Origin of the sequence: uncultured Nisaea sp., assembly GCF_963974195.1 — a bacterium.
Classification (GTDB): Bacteria; Pseudomonadota; Alphaproteobacteria; order Thalassobaculales; family Thalassobaculaceae; genus Nisaea.
Map to the genome: position 1 here is coordinate 42,616 of NZ_CAXBDC010000003.1, position 16,827 is coordinate 59,442.

General features: G+C 59.3%; 19 protein-coding genes and 1 tRNA gene. 15 read left to right on the forward strand and 5 right to left on the reverse strand.

What is annotated here, in order from left to right; translation table 11 throughout:
- Nucleotides 1–194 precede the first annotated feature (194 nt).
- Together AAC126_RS01440 and AAC126_RS01445 are read left to right on the forward strand one after the other, a co-directional pair.
- Nucleotides 195–599 (forward strand): hypothetical protein, encoded by a 405-nt coding sequence (locus AAC126_RS01440; RefSeq protein WP_339849209.1) that lies wholly within the window; start codon nt 195–197, stop codon nt 597–599.
- Between the two features lie 113 nt (nt 600–712).
- A tRNA-Thr gene (locus AAC126_RS01445) sits at nt 713–788 on the forward strand.
- Nucleotides 789–1,297: 509 nt separating this feature from the next.
- On the opposite strand, the gene AAC126_RS01450 is transcribed toward AAC126_RS01445, so the two are convergent.
- The 3 genes from AAC126_RS01450 to AAC126_RS01460 all read right to left on the reverse strand — a co-directional run bounded on the left by AAC126_RS01450 (nt 1,298) and on the right by AAC126_RS01460 (nt 5,818).
- Complete coding sequence (locus tag AAC126_RS01450) at nt 1,298–3,280, reverse strand: ATP-binding protein (RefSeq protein ID WP_339849212.1); 1,983 nt, start codon at nt 3,278–3,280, stop codon at nt 1,298–1,300.
- A 139-nt stretch (nt 3,281–3,419) separates the two neighbouring features.
- Nucleotides 3,420–5,390, reverse strand: coding sequence for an FAD-dependent 5-carboxymethylaminomethyl-2-thiouridine(34) oxidoreductase MnmC (gene mnmC / locus AAC126_RS01455; protein WP_339849215.1), 1,971 nt, complete (start codon nt 5,388–5,390; stop codon nt 3,420–3,422).
- Between the two features lie 32 nt (nt 5,391–5,422).
- Complete coding sequence (locus tag AAC126_RS01460; protein ID WP_339849217.1) at nt 5,423–5,818, reverse strand: cupin domain-containing protein; 396 nt, start codon at nt 5,816–5,818, stop codon at nt 5,423–5,425.
- 120 nt (nt 5,819–5,938) lie between these two features.
- Between AAC126_RS01460 and AAC126_RS01465 the strand changes: the two genes are divergently transcribed.
- From AAC126_RS01465 to AAC126_RS01525, 13 genes are all read left to right on the forward strand, one after another.
- Nucleotides 5,939–6,184 carry a hypothetical protein gene (locus tag AAC126_RS01465; protein WP_339849218.1) on the forward strand — a complete coding sequence of 82 codons (246 nt, stop codon included), beginning with the start codon at nt 5,939–5,941 and terminating at the stop codon, nt 6,182–6,184.
- A gap of 68 nt (nt 6,185–6,252) precedes the next feature.
- A complete protein-coding gene (locus AAC126_RS01470; RefSeq protein ID WP_339849220.1) occupies nt 6,253–7,005 on the forward strand; it encodes an SDR family NAD(P)-dependent oxidoreductase in 753 nt (250 codons plus the stop codon).
- A 31-nt stretch (nt 7,006–7,036) separates the two neighbouring features.
- On the forward strand, nt 7,037–7,411 hold the full coding sequence (locus tag AAC126_RS01475; RefSeq protein ID WP_339849221.1) for a hypothetical protein: 375 nt from the start codon (nt 7,037–7,039) through the stop codon (nt 7,409–7,411).
- Nucleotides 7,408–8,259: an alpha/beta hydrolase gene (locus AAC126_RS01480; protein WP_339849224.1), complete on the forward strand. Its 852-nt coding sequence runs from the start codon at nt 7,408–7,410 to the stop codon at nt 8,257–8,259. Before AAC126_RS01475 ends, AAC126_RS01480 begins: the two co-directional genes overlap by 4 nt.
- A complete protein-coding gene (locus AAC126_RS01485) occupies nt 8,260–8,721 on the forward strand; it encodes a YcgN family cysteine cluster protein (protein ID WP_339849227.1) in 462 nt (153 codons plus the stop codon).
- Nucleotides 8,722–8,794: 73 nt separating this feature from the next.
- Entirely contained in the window at nt 8,795–8,980 is a 186-nt protein-coding gene (locus AAC126_RS01490; protein ID WP_339849230.1) for a hypothetical protein, read from the forward strand.
- Nucleotides 8,981–9,076: 96 nt separating this feature from the next.
- Nucleotides 9,077–9,625: a DUF2796 domain-containing protein gene (locus tag AAC126_RS01495; RefSeq protein ID WP_339849233.1), complete on the forward strand. Its 549-nt coding sequence runs from the start codon at nt 9,077–9,079 to the stop codon at nt 9,623–9,625.
- A gap of 5 nt (nt 9,626–9,630) precedes the next feature.
- Complete coding sequence (locus AAC126_RS01500) at nt 9,631–10,368, forward strand: ATP-binding cassette domain-containing protein (RefSeq protein WP_339849236.1); 738 nt, start codon at nt 9,631–9,633, stop codon at nt 10,366–10,368.
- Nucleotides 10,352–11,608 carry an ABC transporter permease gene (locus AAC126_RS01505; protein ID WP_339849238.1) on the forward strand — a complete coding sequence of 419 codons (1,257 nt, stop codon included), beginning with the start codon at nt 10,352–10,354 and terminating at the stop codon, nt 11,606–11,608. Before AAC126_RS01500 ends, AAC126_RS01505 begins: the two co-directional genes overlap by 17 nt.
- A 10-nt stretch (nt 11,609–11,618) precedes the next feature.
- Nucleotides 11,619–12,140 carry a DUF3299 domain-containing protein gene (locus AAC126_RS01510; protein ID WP_339849241.1) on the forward strand — a complete coding sequence of 174 codons (522 nt, stop codon included), beginning with the start codon at nt 11,619–11,621 and terminating at the stop codon, nt 12,138–12,140.
- A gap of 117 nt (nt 12,141–12,257) precedes the next feature.
- Entirely contained in the window at nt 12,258–12,641 is a 384-nt protein-coding gene (locus AAC126_RS01515; RefSeq protein ID WP_339849243.1) for a VOC family protein, read from the forward strand.
- 26 nt (nt 12,642–12,667) lie between these two features.
- Nucleotides 12,668–14,065 (forward strand): amidase, encoded by a 1,398-nt coding sequence (locus AAC126_RS01520; RefSeq protein ID WP_339849246.1) that lies wholly within the window; start codon nt 12,668–12,670, stop codon nt 14,063–14,065.
- Nucleotides 14,066–14,159: 94 nt separating this feature from the next.
- Nucleotides 14,160–14,627: a PilZ domain-containing protein gene (locus AAC126_RS01525; protein WP_339849249.1), complete on the forward strand. Its 468-nt coding sequence runs from the start codon at nt 14,160–14,162 to the stop codon at nt 14,625–14,627.
- Between the two features lie 9 nt (nt 14,628–14,636).
- Here AAC126_RS01525 and AAC126_RS01530 read toward each other — a convergent pair whose 3' ends face one another.
- Nucleotides 14,637–15,233: a cysteine hydrolase family protein gene (locus AAC126_RS01530; protein WP_339849252.1), complete on the reverse strand. Its 597-nt coding sequence runs from the start codon at nt 15,231–15,233 to the stop codon at nt 14,637–14,639.
- 33 nt (nt 15,234–15,266) lie between these two features.
- Nucleotides 15,267–16,724, reverse strand: coding sequence for a D-aminoacylase (locus tag AAC126_RS01535; RefSeq protein WP_339849255.1), 1,458 nt, complete (start codon nt 16,722–16,724; stop codon nt 15,267–15,269).
- Between the last annotated feature and the right edge of the window lie 103 nt (nt 16,725–16,827).

Below are 16,827 nucleotides of genomic sequence, written 5' to 3' on the forward strand. Positions count from 1 at the left end.
ACAAAAACATAAAAAGATCATAAGAAGTACATTCCGTCAGCCCTCCGTTTTTATCCCGATTTTCCTGCCCGGTGATTCACGAGCGATTCACGTTTTGCTGCCTAAAATCCAAACAGACGCAATTTGGAACGCCGTGTGGCGGCAACGCCTGGCGGAATTTAAACGATGGCCACAGCCTGGCTTGGAGTCATTAGATGCTCGAAAGTTTAGAATTAAACAGTCGGGACCCGCGCGGACGCGAGCTTTATGTGCGTCACCATCAGGTGTACTCATTGCTCGAACTGAACGTCAGGCTGCATCAATTGAAAGCCGGTGACGGTGACGGCGATATCTCAGAGCTTGATCGCGCCATCCATGATGTCTCCGTCTTGATATCCGAACTCGTCACGCGTTTTGAAGAAGCTGCGGCTCCGAACCATAAAGCCTCGGAATATTCCGAGACTCAAATTTCCATGCTGCAACGGGCAACGCAGGCACTGGAGAATCTTTGCTCGGAAAAAGTTTCTGTGACGAGTCTCGTCGATGCCGCGCGAACGGTGGTAGCCGCAGGCTCACAGCCCCGTTTTTCCAAGCCGCGCCTGGTTGTCTCAAACCCATAGAAACACGGGAAAAGGCATTTCCGGATTTTAGTCCGGCCAGAAACTTGCCTTACCGAACGGCGATCCCGTTGACCATCGGGTCGAAACGCGATATTCCGCTGCGCACTTTGATAGCCGGTTTAGCTCAGTTGGTAGAGCATCTGATTTGTAATCAGAGGGTCGGGGGTTCAAGTCCCTCAACCGGCACCATCACCCGCCTACCCGAAACAGGAAGCTAGCTTCTCATTCCGGGCTGCTTGCGTTCTTTTCCGGCGGCCTCGCTTAATTTCATTTCCGCATGCCTCGTATTACACAACGCACGATAATGCTTCAGCACCGTGCAGCGCAGGATTGATACGAGGGAATCTTCGGCACTCAGTTCCGTCAAGCAGCGCTCTATCAGCTCCCTCAGCTTATCGCCCGGTGCCATATCATCCAGCGCGGACCAGAAACCCGGCTCAAGAGCGATAGACCGCCGCAGCTCATTCCCATTTGCATCGCGCAAACGAAAATGACGACGAACGAGGCAAGATTTATTTCTATTAGCCACGCTAAACCTTCAAGCCTTGGAATAGGGAGGGAGAAAGAAAAGACGGAATTTCATTGGGTCATTGATAACTTTGAAGAGTGAAGTACACCCTATAGGTTAACGCCATTCATGACCATTAGGATTTTAATACAATTAAAGAGACATAAGTCATATAGACGCTAAAACAGCGTCAAAGTGAGCGGTTTCGGGGGAAACCAAGATCGACGGAAGTCCCCTCATCAACCCGGCTTTCAAGATCTATCGTTCCGCCATGCAGCTCAATAAACCGCTTCACCAGCGAAAGACCAAGGCCTGACCCCTCGTGACTGAGTAATGCCGTCTCACGGACCTGGACAAATGGTTCAAAGACACGTGCGAGATGTTCTTCTGGAATACCGATCCCCGTATCGGTCACCTTCACATGCACGCAGCCGTTTTCATCACGCTCAGAAGTGATCCTGATCTTGCCACCATAATCCGTGAATTTTACGGCATTCGAGACCAGGTTCATTACCATTTGACGTACCAGCCGCGTATCCGCGCGGATACGGACCGCATTGTCCGCGACTTCGAAATCAATCGTGATTCCCCGAGCTTCCGCATGCCGCCTGAATCCGCGGCGAACAAATTCAAAAGCATCGGCGAGCACAATTTCGTCTTCGGAAAGTTCGAATGTAGAGGATTCTATCTTTGACAAGTCGAGGACGTCATCAACCAGCGACAGCAGATGCCGGCCAGATGACACGACATCGCTGGCATATTCAGCATATTGCGGCTTTCCGACAGGGCCGAGCATCTGGTCACGAATGATTTCGGAGAAGCCTATGATCGAATTCAACGGCGTGCGCAGCTCATGGCTCATCCCGGCAAGGAAATTACTCTTTGCCTGATTAGCTGTTTCAGCCAGCTCCCAGGCGCGACGCAACCGTCTTTCAGTTCGAACCTGCTCATCGATGGACCGGTCGGCTCCCCTGTAGCCAAGAAAGCGCCCCCCTGCCGAGAAACGCGGCTTTCCGGAGGACGATATCCATGTTTTTATTCCGTCCTCGCTCTCAGAAGAGAAAATGAAATTCTCGAACGGCTGTTTGTCTTCCATCACCTCGACATGCGCAGCAAGGCTGTCCGTAGCTGCTTGGATCTTGCATTCTCCCAGCCGTCGGCCAAGGAACTCCCTCGCCGGGCGTTCGGTGATTTCCTCGAAGCGAGGCGACAAATATGTGATCCTCTGCTCCGGATCTGTCTCCCAAAGATAATCAAAAGCTATCTCGGTATAATCGCGGAACCGGGCCTCGCTCCTGGCCAACAAACCAATCTGCTTCACCAACAGATAAATCGCGCCTGCAAACAACAAGTTGACGATTATGATCAGCAGGATCGGGTTGATGTAGCTGACGGCCACGTCATGGGAGCGGATTTCGACCTGGTAGGGACGATCAAGAATATCCAGATCATAGTAGAGAGAGTTGTAAACCTTCCCCTGCGGCCCTTCTGACTGAGACAGAATATATTTTCCATCATAATGCAGTGCGGCAGAGATGGACCCTCGAGGGCCCAGACCAGCAATGCTGTCCAGGAGGTCGGCAAAGCGGAACACCACATTGATGAAACCTAAAATTTCACCATTCCGTTTGACGGGGAAATAAGCAGCGGCCCCCGTCCCGCCCTGAAGCAATGTTATCGGTGGCGTGGCGTGAGGCCGGCCGTCGGAGCGCGCTGCGGTGATAGCCTCGTTCGGAATGACAAGGGCTGTCAGATCCCTGTCTTTCACCGGCTCATTCCCAGCCAGAGGGACAATCCAACGCGCCGTACCCTGCCGATCAACCCAGTTAACCGCCTGAACACCACTGAAATCTCCATGAAAGGGCTGGGCCAGGTCGGCGAACTCTCTTTCGCTCGGCGCCCTGCCCTCTTTTCCCAAGGTCATGGCTATGACGTTGACGGCACGGAAACGGGCTTCAAGATAGTTTTTCAGGTTTTGGCCGATATGCGCACGCGCAAAGGCATGATGTGCTGCCTGCTCTTCGTCGCTGCGCGTTTCAATTGTGAACTGGGCAAACAACGTTGCAGAAAGAACGACGATAAAAGCCAGCCCGGAGACGATCAGCGGCGAAGCGGTAAGGCGCGCACGGAGACCGGATGAGATCCCGCTTGTCGACTTGGTCGAATCCTTCACCCTGTTTCCCTTCCTCGTTCCGCTGCGAAAATACCGCTATCTGCTTGGTTAAGATCTTATCAAGCGGCAAAGACCGCAGAGCTCCAAGCTTTCAGAAATTCCTCTTTTAAAGGTTAAAATTACCATTCTAAACGGCAGATCAGCCCAGAAGTTCTTCAATGCGCGCATGCCTGTGGGCTCTGCTCGCGAACCTGGCCGGATCGCCGGTGATGCCGAGAGCCTCTTCCGCCGGCCAGACTTCCCCTAACAGTCTGGCGACGAGCAGTTCAGCAGCAAGCGGTGCGGAAACAAAGCCGCGCGAGCCCAGCCCCCCAAGGATCAGCAGGTCGCCATCCGGGAAAGTTACATAGCCCCGGCCTGCCGGGCGGCGAAACGCATCAGCCAGACCGGCAACGTCAGGAATGGCGCCAAACAGGGGAACGCGATCCGGCGTCGCCGCCCGCAATCGGGCACGCCCGGTCCATGAGGCATCAGGTTCATCAACGAGATGGGCCATGTAATCCGGCATATTTCCGTGGTTGTGGCGATGGTCCTCGTCAAGCACAACCCGGTCCCAGTCGTCACCGATAGTGTTGGTTCTATCGTTGGTCGCGCCAAGCATGTGGCGCCCGCCCCGTACCGGAGAAAGATAACCACTCCAGGACAGGGCGCATTTCACGGCCCGCCCCGCATCCTTGGCCGGAACCTCGGAAACCTGCCCCCGCACAGGGGTTAACGGGATCCAGCGCGTGTCGTCAAAGTGCCGGTTGCCATCACCCGCGGCAAGAATGACGGCATCCGCCTCACCTGCAACATCACCATGTGAATCCAGCAGGGAATACCCCTGGGCCGTTCGTGAAACGCGATCGATATTGGCCTTGATGACCGTGGTTGAGCCGATCCAGTCGCGGAGCAGGCGCACGGGCTGCAAAAGCCCCGCCGACCGATAGAACAGGCCCGGACAATCCAGCTCTATTCCCGCCGTCAGACTGGCCGCGTCCCGGTCGAGCAACCTGCCGCCAGCAGCCGGTTGCCACGCAAAACCCCGGGCCTTTTCGGCCCTTAGCAGCGCCTCTTCATCTTCCAGCATGACAAGCACGCCGCACGGATCCCACCCGTCCCCCTCGCTATATTGCGCAACCGCGTACCGGTAAGCCGCCGCAAAAAACAGCGCGACAGCGCTGTCTCCCGCATCCAGTCGTGGTGCCACAAGTGCATAGGCGTTGCCGGAGGCGCCCGCCCCGGGCCCGGCACGGTCATACAGAACCGGTTCCATGCCGCGCCGCCGCAATGCCCTGATCAGGGATGCGCCCGCGATGCCCCCGCCAACAATAGCAATCCGGTCCCGTCGTGACCGCTCACGCACCGGCACAGCCCGCGCGGACAGCCGCGCCCGCTTATCGCGCACCTCCAACTGCTCCGGCGATTTCCTCGCCGTCACCATGTCCCGCTTGCGCCCGCCCCCGGACACTTCTCTGACCTCCAGTCCCATCGCGGCAAGCCTGCGCTGAACGACGCCAGCCCCGGTAACGGTCGTCAGGATTCCGCCCGGAGCCGTCAGCGAGACAGCCGTGGCGAGGACCGCATCACTCCACATCTCGGGATTTTTTAACGGCGCGAAGCCATCCAGGAACCAGGCATCGATCCGTCCATGCACTGCGGACAGCATCTTCCCGGCCTCACCGATTGCCAGCGTCAGGATGACGCCCCATTCGTCGAAATGAATCCGGTGCATCCCAGGCACGGGATCGGGATAGCGGTCCCGCAATGCTGACGCGAGCGGGGTAAGCTCCGGCCAGCGCGTCAGCGCCCTGAAACACTCACCCGCATCGAGCGGGAAACCTTCGATGCCGACATAATGCAGCAGGCCGCTCGGAGGCCGGGTCTCCAGCCACAATTGAACCGTCGCGCAGAAATTAAGGCCGGTTCCGAAACCGGTTTCCCCAATAGTGAAAGTGTCACGCCCGGCCCATGCCGACGGCAGGCCATTGCCCTCAAGAAAGGTCTGCCGGGCTTCCGCGAGCCCGTCTTTCGCTGAAAAATAAACATCCCCGAAACGTTCGGAAAAAGGCGCATCGCCTTCGTTCCAGGAAAGATCGGCCGACATCGCCCCGATAGGAGGTTTCACCATCGGCCGATCAGACATAGGTCGAACCAGAGGCGTCAGGCGTCGGGTCCGTCAACCTCGTAGGTTTTGAAATCGGCCGGGGCGACCACTTCGATAAGTTCAAGATCAGCCGAATGTTCGATCTCCCGATGTTTGATCATCGGCGGCTGCATAACGCAGTCGCCCGCCTTCATGGTGTGTATGCCCTGCCCCTCATACTCGAAGCGGGCCCACCCTTTCAGCACATAAAACATCTGGAACTTGCAATCATGCACATGCCAGGCACCGGTCGCATTGTGACCTTCCCTGGCACGAATGACATGCGAGACGACATCGCCTTTCGATGCCTCTTCGATTCCCAGATCGCGATACTCGAAATAGTTTCTCAGACCACGCGCAACGAATGGATGCTCGTCACCGGCGTGATGCAAGAAGTCATGATTTTTCGACATGTTTTTCCTCCCACTGTTTATCTTTTCAGTCTAGCGTTCGGCAGGCGCCAGCCTCAAGCAACACGAAAACACCGGCCAGCTCCCCCTGGAGCAGGCCCCGAAGACTTGCTGGAGATACACATGTCGGATTCGGATGCCGGAATTTTGCCGGATGACGAACAGAAACGCATTGCCCTGAAACTTATCCTCGAGGCCTGGGATGAAGCGGTCGATAGTGGCTGCGCCCCTGAAATGGTCGCCTCGTCGGCGATCTTTGCTGCCTTGACGGACATGATCGAGAATTACGGAGAGCAAGCCGTCGCGGACATGGTCGCCGAATGGCCTGACCGCATTCGCGAGGGGGAATTCACGCTCTCCGCAAAATAACGACCGAGACTGGGTAACAAACGGGCCGTCACGAGCCCGGGTTACAAAACGCGTTTGGGAGAAACGCCTTGAAGGATGGGGAATTCAGCGGCCGCACCGCGATTGTGACGGGCGGCGCAAAGGGCATCGGTCTCGCCGTTGCCATACGCCTTCTGGAAAATGGGGGAAAAGTCGCCCTCTGGGATCAGGACCGTGACGCGCTCGCTGCCGCGGCCGACGCTATAGGCGCATCGGGGAAGCTGATCACCACTGTGGTCGACGTATCGTCCGAATCCGACGTCTGCATAGCGCATGCATCGGCAACCGGCGCACTTGGTCCGATCGACCTGCTGGTGAACAGTGCCGGCATCGCGGGGCCGACCGTTTCCACAATCGACTACACATTGGCCGACTGGCAGCGTGTGCTGAATGTCGATCTGACGGGCGTCTTTCTTTGTTCCAAGACCATCGCTCCCGGCATGGTCGGGCGCGGCTACGGCCGGATTGTGAATATCGCATCGCTCGCGGGCAAGGAAGGCACCCCGAACGCCCCCGCCTACAGTGCCGCCAAGGCCGGCGTCATCGCACTCACCAAATCCATGGGCAAGGAGCTGGCTGGCACCGGTGTGCTGGTCAATTCGGTGGCCCCCGCCGCCCTCGACACAGAGATGGTGGACCGGATGGATCCGGCGCATGTGGAGGTCATGATCTCTAAAAGCCCGTTGAAGCGTCTCGGCACCGCCGAGGAATGCGCCTCGATGGTGTGCTGGCTGCTCTCCGAGGAATGCAGTTTCAGCACCGGCGCCTGTTTCGATGTGTCCGGCGGCCGTACCGTTTATTGAGGTCAAGCTCCCCAAAGTAAGGAGAAATTCCATGTTCGACTGCTTGAAAGACGCTGTCGCGGCGCGACCGGACCTGCAGCGTATCGGGCGTTACATGCATGCCCGCTTCCTGCTGGAAGTCGGTGACACGCCCTATCATGTCACGGTCGAAAGCGGCCAGGTAACGGCAGTCGAGATCGGCCCGTTCAAGATGCGGAGCTGGGATTTCGCCATCCGGGCACCAAAGGAAGTCTGGGACGTGTTCAGCTCCGACATGCCGCCGCCGGGCTATCAGGATCTGTTCGCGATGACACGCTACGGCCATGCCAGCCTTGAGGGTAACACGGCGCCCCTGCTGCATAACCTGCGCTACGTGAAGGAGCTTCTGGCCCTGCCACGCCAGCTTCGCCGGGAGACAGGCCAATGAGCGCGCGGATCGAGCCGATTACCGGACGCTATGTCCATCTCGATATCGAGGGACGGCCCTACCGGATCTATTTCGAGGAAGCCGGCAGCGGCATCCCGCTGCTCTGCCTGCACACAGCCGGAGCGCATTCCAGCCAGTACCGTCACCTGATGTGCGACGAGGCGGTAACGGACCGGTTCCGGGTCATTGCCTTCGATCTTCCCTGGCATGGCAAGTCGAACCCGCCGGTCGGCTGGGAGGCTGAGGACTATAAACTGACCAGCCAGTTCTATGTCGCGGCAATCGCGGCCTTCTCGCAGGCAATGCAGCTTGAGCGGCCGGTTGTCATGGGCTGCTCCATGGGCGGGCGGGTCGTGGTCCGGCTGGCGCAGGAACAGGGTAAGGCCCTGCGTGGCGTTATCGGGCTTGAAGGCTCGGACAGCCCCTCGCCCTGGTACGATAACAGCTGGCTGGAAAGCCCGGAATTCCTGCGCGGCGATTTTTGCGCGGCCCTGGTCTCCGGCCTTGTCGCGCCGCAAAGCCCGGATGAATTCCGCTGGGAGACTCTCTGGCACTATTACCAAGGCGGGCCGGAGGTCTTTAAGGGCGATATGCACTTCTACCGGACCGACAGCGACTATGCCCGGGAGAGCAGCACCATCGACACGGGGCACTGTCCCGTCTATCTGATGACCGGAGAATATGATTACTCCTGCACGCCGGAAGACACGCTGCGCACGGCAGAGCGTATTCCCGGTGCGGAAGCGATCATCATGGCCGGCATGGGACATTTCCCGATGTCGGAGAATCCGGCGGCTTTCCGGGAACATTTCCTCCCGGTGCTGGCGAAAATCGCGGACAAGGACTGAATGGCTGTAGATCAGCACGCGGCAGAAACGCCTTACTGGAAAACCACACCGCTGGAGCAGATGAGCCCGTCGCAGTGGGAAGCCCTGTGCGACGGCTGCGGCAAGTGCTGCCTCGTCAAGCTGATCGACGATGTGACCGACGATCTGCATTACACCGACGTCGCCTGCACCCTGCTCGACTGCCAGTCCTGTCAGTGCGGGGATTATCCGAACCGCAAGGCGAAGGTTCCCGACTGCGTCATACTGACGCCCGAGGTGCTGGAAGATCTTATCTGGATGCCCTCCACCTGCGCTTACCGCCTTGTGAAGGAAGGACGGGATTTGCCGCACTGGCATCATCTTGTCTGTGGCGACCCGGACATGGTGCATGTGGCCGGAATATCCGTCCGGGGCCGGGCCGTCTCCGAGAAATATGTACCGGACGACAAGCTGCCGGATCATATTGTCGAGTGGGCCGAATAGGAAAATGCAGCGTTAACCCTTTTCTCGCCATCCAAGACTTCCCACCTGATGGGGCGAACAGAGGAGCGAAGCCATGAGCCGTAATATGTGGATCCTAGCCGCCGTCCTGCTGGTGATCGTCTTCGCGACGATCTATCAGGAAGAGATCGGTGGCGGCATTGACCGTCCCTGGGCTGCTTGCAAGGAAAGCATGGTTCAACAGTGGCTTAGCGGGGACTGCACCCCGCGTGAAGGCTCCCAGATCAAAATTCAGCCGTAAAACCGGAGTTCAAAGAAAAGGGTTGATCACAAGATAAAAATGTAACGTTATAACATTCATTAATTATCCCGATCTTCCCTCCCAGGAGCTTCGCAAATGACCCGACTTCCCCTCTTCCTCGCGGTAGTGCTGACCGCGTCGAGCACGATGGCCGCCGCCAGTGAAACGCGCCACGCTGACGCGCACGAGCATGGCCATGGTCAACTCACCATCGCCATCGAAGGCTCAATGATCGAGATGGAGATTGAAATCCCGGGCGCGGATATCGTCGGCTTCGAGCACCCGCCCGAAACCGCGGAGCAGCACGAGATCTTCGATGCGGGCAAAGCCAAACTCTCCAAGGGAGATGCCTTGTTCCAAGTCACCGGTGAAGCAGGCTGCACCCTCAAGGAGGCCCGTTTCCTCGAGGGGGAAGACCATGATCATGATAAAAAGACCGAGGATGCAGATCATGACGGCGAACATATGGAATTCCATGTGAACTACCGGTTCACCTGTACCGACACCACCAAGATCAGCGGGTTCTCCTTTCCCTTCTTCAAGCAGTTTCCGAACAGCGAGGAACTTGACGTGCAAATCGTCTCGCCAAAAGGTCAGTTCCAGTTTGAAGTGAGCCCCGACCAGCCGGCACTGACACTGGACTGAGAGCCATGACCGAACCATCCACCCCACCGGCATCGCCGACTGTCCTGCTGGAACATGTCACCTTCCAGTGGCCGGGCAGCGCGTTCCGGTTCGGGGTCGACCGGTTCCGGATTGAAAGGGCCGAGCGGGTTTTGCTGCTCGGCCCGTCCGGGGGAGGAAAATCAACCCTGCTCGGCCTGATTTCCGGCATCATCCGGCCGCAAAAAGGCCGGATCGACTTGCTTGGAGCGGACCTTGGCTCCCTCTCCTCGGCACAGCGCGACCGGTTCCGGGCGGAACATCTCGGCGTCATCTTCCAGATGTTCAACCTGCTGCCCTATGCTTCCGCCCTGGACAATGTCCGTCTCGGCCTCAGCTTCGCCCCGAGCCGGGCGAGCCGGGTCCGGGAGACGGAAAGCGACGATGTGGCCGCAGCACGGCTGCTGACCGCGCTCGGATTGCCGGAAGACATCCAGAAGGGGCAGGCCGCCTCCCTTCTCAGCTCCGGCCAGCAACAACGGGTCGCCGCCGCCAGAGCCCTGATCGGCGATCCCGAACTGGTGATCGCGGACGAGCCGACTTCCGCTCTCGACGGAGAGTCCCAGCAAGCCTTTCTTGAACTGGTCTTCAAGCAATTGGACCGAAGTGGATCATCACTCCTCATGGTCAGTCACGACGAGAGCCTGTCCGGCTGGTTCGATCGCGTCATCCGCCTGACCGACATTCAGAACCACGAGGAAATGCATGATGCTGTTGCGTCTTAGCCTGCAATCCCTGGCGAACCGGCGCTCGACCGCACTGCTGACCATTCTCGCGCTCGCCATCAGCATCGCCCTCTTCCTCGGGGTCGAGCGCGTCAGAACCGGCGCCCGCGCGAGTTTCGCGAATACCATCGCCGGCACCGACCTGATCGTTGGCGCCCGCAGTGGCAGCGTACAGTTGCTGCTTTATTCTGTTTTCCGGATCGGCAACGCCACCAACAACATTACCTGGGAAAGCTACCGCGACATCGCCGACCGGCCGGAAGTGGCCTGGACCGTGCCGATCTCCCTTGGCGACAGCCATCGCGGGTTTCGCGTCATGGGCACAACCGATGCCTATTTCGAGCATTACCGGTTTCGCGGCAACGCTCCCCTGATCCTTGCCAAGGGCGAACGCTTCAACGATCTTTTCGACGCCGTCCTCGGCGCCGATGTCGCTGCCGATCTCGGCTACAAGGTCGGCGATCCGATTGTCGTGGCGCACGGCCTCGGAGCGGTCGGTTTCACCAAACACGAGGACATGCCGTTCCGGGTTTCCGGCATCCTCGCCAAGACCGGCACGCCGGTCGACCGCACAGTCCATGTCACTCTCAAGGCGATTGAGGCCATTCATGTCGACTGGCAAAGCGGCGCACGTACGCCCGGCCATTCCACCAGCGCCGATGACGTTCGGGCCATGGACCTGACGCCGAAAAGCATCACGGCCGTGCTGGTTGGCGTGACCTCCAAGCTGAAGACCTTCAGCCTGCAGCGCCGGATCAACGAGTATCCCGAGGAACCCCTGCTCGCCGTCCTGCCCGGTGTGGCGTTGCAGGAACTCTGGTCCCTGATCGGCGTTGCCGAGTCGGCACTGGCGGGCGTTTCCGGCATGGTGGTTCTTACCGCCCTGATCGGCATGGTGGCCGCGATCCTGTCCAGCTTGTCCGAACGGCGTCGGGAAATGGCCATTCTCAGGGCCGTTGGTGCGGGCCCCAGGACAGTTGGCTGTCTGATGGTCCTGGAAGCCGGAACCCTCGCCCTCGCCGGGGCCCTCGCCGGAACGTTCCTGTTCCTTGCCGGACTGCTGATCGCCGGCCCGATTGTCGATCAAGCCTATGGGCTATACCTGCCATTCTCGTTACCCTCGGCAAGAGAGCTTCTGATTTTGGGCGGATTTGTGTGTGCCGGTATTCTTTCGGGCCTCATTCCCGCCATCGGTGCCTACCGGATGTCCCTGGCCGACGGCATGACCGTCCGGCAATGAGGAGAGTGGTATGAAAGATTTCACATTCAACCGCCGGACCGCACTGCGCATGACCGCAGCGACGGCCATGACATTCCTGATGCGGGCTTACCCGGCAGGTGCCTCGGGAAAGCCGCGCGACATCCTCTGGGAAGACCTCATCCCCGCAGCCAGCGCTCCTCAGCCTGCGGACAAGAGCACATCGCTGTTCGACAATAGCGGCCCTCCCCCGGAACAAAGCATGGTCGGTAATGATGTTGTCCGGGAGCTTGCCGGAACCAGAATCCGCATTCCCGGATACATCATCCCCCTGGATTACAATGGCGAAGGCGTGAACGAGCTCATCCTCGTTCCCTATGTCGGCGCCTGCATCCACGTCCCGCCGCCACCACCGAACCAGCTTATTCTGGTCCGGATCGCGCAATCCTATAATCCGCGCGAGATGTTCGAGCCGGTCTATGTCAGCGGCGTACTCGGCATTCTGGAAGAGCAAACGGACCTGGCGGAAGTCGGCTACAGTCTCGAGGCGGACGCCATCACCCCGTATGAATAACAGCTTGTTTGCATGATCGAATTGCGTCCGGATTATTTCGCGTCCTAAACTCCCGCTTCAGTCGATTTTGCCGTGGCCCGCCTCCTTCACCACGGCCCCCCGGGAGCGCTACAAGACATGTCATCAATCGGCCAGATGCTGTCCTTTATCTATACCGAGGATCTCGCATCCGCCTCCGCCTTTCTCGGTGACGTCCTGGGGTTTCGTCTCGCCCTCAATCAGAATGACCGCTGTCATATCTACGAAGTGGCGCCGAATGCCTTCCTGGGCATTTGTACAAACCGTCCGCCAGCGGAAGATCCGGCGGTCACCATTTCTTTCGTCTCCAGTGACGTGGACGGTTTCTATGAGCGCATGAAAGCCAGAGGCGTCGTCTTCGATGCCCCGCCCGCATACAGCGAGACCTTCAACGTCTATTCGGCCTTTTTCCGGGGTATCGGCTCTTACCGTTTCGAGATTCAGGAATTCAGGGATTCCAGTTGGCCCTCACCGGTCAGCTGAACAGTTTTAAGTGCAGGAGCAATAGTATGAGCCGCGATCTCGCGATGATGAGTGCGACCGATCTGGTCCAAGCCTATGCCGCCGGAACCATCTCCCCGGTCGAGGCCGCGCAGGCGTCACTGGATCAGATCGGAAAACACAACGAGGCCTATAACGCCTTTGTCCACATCGATGAGGATGCAACGCTGGCGTCCGCGAAAGCCTCCGAGGCACGCTGGAAAGCCGGAACGCCGCTCGGTATCGTCGACGGTGTGCCGACAACGATCAAGGATCTGGCCGAGGTAAAAGGCTGGCCGGTCCGGCGCGGCTCCAAGACCAGCGATCCGGATTTCAGGAGCGCCACTGACTCGCCCTTCGTTGCCCGTCTGCGCGACCATGGTGCCGTCTTCATGGGCAAGACCACGACACCGGAATATGGCTGGAAAGGCGTGACCGACAGCCCGCTCACCGGCATTACCCGCAATCCCTGGAACCCGGAGAAGACCCCCGGCGGCTCCTCCGGCGGCGCGGCTGTGGCGACGGCTCTCGGTATGGGCGCGCTGAACCAGGGAACAGACGGCGGCGGCTCGATCCGTATTCCGGCAGCCTATAGCGGTATCTTCGGTCTCAAGCCGACCTTCGGGCGTGTGCCGCAATATCCCGCCAGCGTAATGGGCACGGTTTCCCATGCCGGCCCGATGACGCGAACTGTCGCGGATGCCGCCCTGATGCTGACCGTGATGAGCGGTCTTCATGTCATGGACTGGTACACCGCCCCCGATGACGGATGCGATTTCCGGCAGCTCTCCGGTAAATCAGTCCGGGGCATGCGTGTTGCCTACAGCCCGGATCTGGGATTTGCGAAAGTCGATCCGGAGATTGCCGTACTGGTCTCCGCGGCGGTGAAACGTCTCGGCGAACTCGGCGCCCATATCGAGGAAGTCGATCTCGACTATTCCTCTTCCGCCGAAACATTCAGGCTTCACTGGTTTACCGGTGCCGCCAATGCCTACAGGACACTCAGCCCAGAGCAGCGCGAGATGCTCGATCCCGGCTTTGCCGAAGTTTGTCTAGAAGGCCTTGAAATCACGCTTCCCGATTATCAGGACGGCATTCAGGCCCGCGAAGCACTTGGCCTTGAAGTGAACCAGCTGCTGGACCGTTACGACTTGCTGGTGACCCCCGCCATGCCGACCGCGGCTTTCGATGCCGGGCTAGAGGTTCCGACCGGCTCCGGCATGCGGCGCTGGACCGAATGGACCGCCTTCACCTACCCGTTCAACCTGTCACAGCATCCGGCCGCATCCGTGCCTTGCGGCTTCACCAGCGAGGGCTTGCCTGCCGGATTGCAGATCGTCGCGGCCAAATATCGCGAGGACAAGGTCCTGCAGGCGAGCGCCGCCTATGAGGCGCTCTGCCCATTTAAAATGCCAACCGGCGGCTGAGCGCAATCAACCGTCGGCCTGTACAGATCGAAAAAACATGCGAATACTCACTCTGGGTAGATCAATGATCTCACCAGAGTGAGAGGAAGCAACCGTGCCAGAGCTGCGCCAGGAACAGACCAAGACTCTTTCAGAGGGACTTTCCAGCGTACAGGGGCAGGCCGAACGCCTGCTCGGCAAGGTCGAGGACGAAAACATGGCGTCCCAGGTCGCCGACCTGCTGCATGAGCTCACGGCGCTCCGGCTGCTTGTCGACCTGCCTCAGGATGGAGACCGGCGGCGCGACCTGAGAGAGCCGCGCCGCGATATTTCCATCTTCCGGATCGACGGCAAGGAAGTCGATTGCGCCATTGAGGACCGGTCCATCGGCGGCGCCTATATCGTGGCGGATTGGCCGATCCGGCCGGATACCGAGATCGAGCTGAACATTCCGGAAGCCGGAAAGGTGGCGGCCCGGGTCGTCAGCAGTACCGAAAATGGCGTCCATGTGCAGTTCGAGCACATGAGCGATCCGCAGCTGATCGCCATCACAAACAGCCTGAAGGCGCACTACTACAAATAGGTTTTGTTCCTAGAAAGCAGAGCCCGGCGCGATAATCGCAAACCGGTCCGAAAGCCCGGCCAGACTGGCTTCATGCAACATCTCTGCCTCGACCACCTTGCCGCCTGTCGGGCTCGGCAGGGAGCGGGTCGCGCAACCATCCGAAATCACCGCCGAGCTCCAGCCCAGATCCAGAGCCGCGCGGGTGGTCGAGCTGACACACATATGCGTCATGAACCCGCCAATGATCAGCTTCTTGCGTCCTGTCGCTTCCAGAACGGCCTGCAGGTTGGTGCCTGCGAAGGCATTCGGCAGCTTCTTGTCGACGACCCCTTCGCCAGCATGCGGCGCGACCGCGTCGATGATTTCAAACCGGTCCGCTTCCGGATCGAACGCCCCGCCCGGATTGCCCTTGTGGCGGACATGCACGACCGGGGCGCCAACCGCCCGCGCCTTCACCAGCACTGACGCCAGCACATCGACTGCCGGCGCAGCCCCCGGCAAAGCCAGGGCGCCACTGATATATTCGTTCTGTGCATCGATCAGCAACAGAACCGCGTCTTCCATGGCCGGCGGCGTATTCGGCACACCGGCCATCTGGAGCAATGTTTTCGGCGTATCACTCATTTTTGTTTCCTCCCGTTTGCACTCTTCGGCGCTTTACGCGGCGAGCGGTCCCATGCCGCGCCGCAGGGCCTTGCCCGGCCGTGCCCCGGTATGAGCACCCGCGCCCCAAACCATACGGCCATTGACGAAGACGCTCTCGATCCCGCCGGACGGCGCGGTCGGGTTGTCGAAATCCGCCCGGTCGATCACCGTCTTTTCGTCGAACACGCAAATATCGGCGAAATTCCCTTCGGCAATCCGGCCACGGCCCTTCAGACCGAACTTGTCGGCGGATAGCCCTGTCATCCGGCGCACCGCCTCCTCCAGCGGGAAGAGCTCGAGATCCCGGCAATAATGTCCAAGCACACGCGGGAACGTGCCCCACAGCCGAGGGTGCGGGAATTCGTCATGCGGCAACCCGTCGGAGCCGATCATGGCATGTTCGAACTTGAGGATGCGCTGCACATCCTCCTCGCTCATGCTGAAATAGATCGCGCCCGCCGGCTGCAGCCGGTCGGCTGCTTCCAGCACGTCGCAGCCGAATTCCCGGGCGATATCATCCAGCATCCGTCCGGCAAGGTCCGGGCGCGCTTTCGACCAGGTGATCTTCACCTTCTCTGCCAGCAGGATGGAATCTTCCTTCAGGACCGTCGAGGACGCTGAATACGGGTAGATATCAAGGCCGATATCCTGATTGTGCATATGCTTTTCGAAGCAGGCCAGGGTCTCGCAGCTTTTGCCGAAATTATGTTTTCCCTGCACCTTGTGGTGCGAAACGATCACCGGCACATCCGCTTCGCGGCCGATGGTGAACGTTTCTTCGAGGGATTCCATGATCTGGTCCGATTCGTTCCGCATATGCGTCACATACCGGGCGCCGAAGGCCTTCAGGCTGCGTGAAATTTCGATCACTTCCTCGGTCGGCGCCTTGTGCGACGGCGCATAGAACAGCCCCGTCGAAAAGCCGACTGCTCCGGCTTCCAGTCCCTCTTCCAGCAACCCGCGCATGGTCTTGATTTCTTCACTGGTCGCGCCCCGGTCAAGACGGTCCATCGTCCCGACCCGCAGCGTTGAATGCCCAACCAGGAAAGCCGCATTCACCGAAGCCGGTGCCTGCTCGATGGCGCGCAGAAAGGAATCGAAGGTCGCGAACTTGTACCACTCCGCATCCCCGATCAGATCGAGCGGCGGTGGCGGCACGTCGGTCACCAGAGGTGCAAGGCTAATGCCGCAATTGCCGACGACCACGGTCGTGACACCCTGGCTCACCTTCATGTCGAAATCTGGCTCGCACAGCAGCATCCGGTCATCGTGCGTATGCACGTCGATAAAGCCCGGCGCGACGATGCGGTTGCTGACATCGATCCGGCTGCCCGCCTGCGACTCGGAAAGATCACCGATGGCAGTAATCTGTTCGTCCCGGATGCCGACATCCGCCCGCCTGCGCGGCGCACCGGTGCCATCGACAACGTCGCCGCCTTCCAGAACGATATCAAACCCTGCCTCAGCCATATCCCGATCCCTTCAATACGTGTGTCCTAGCCTAGATCGGACTGCGGGGACGGCCTTTAAGTCAATGGTCCCGGAAGAACTTATCCCGAAGGCGGACAGCACC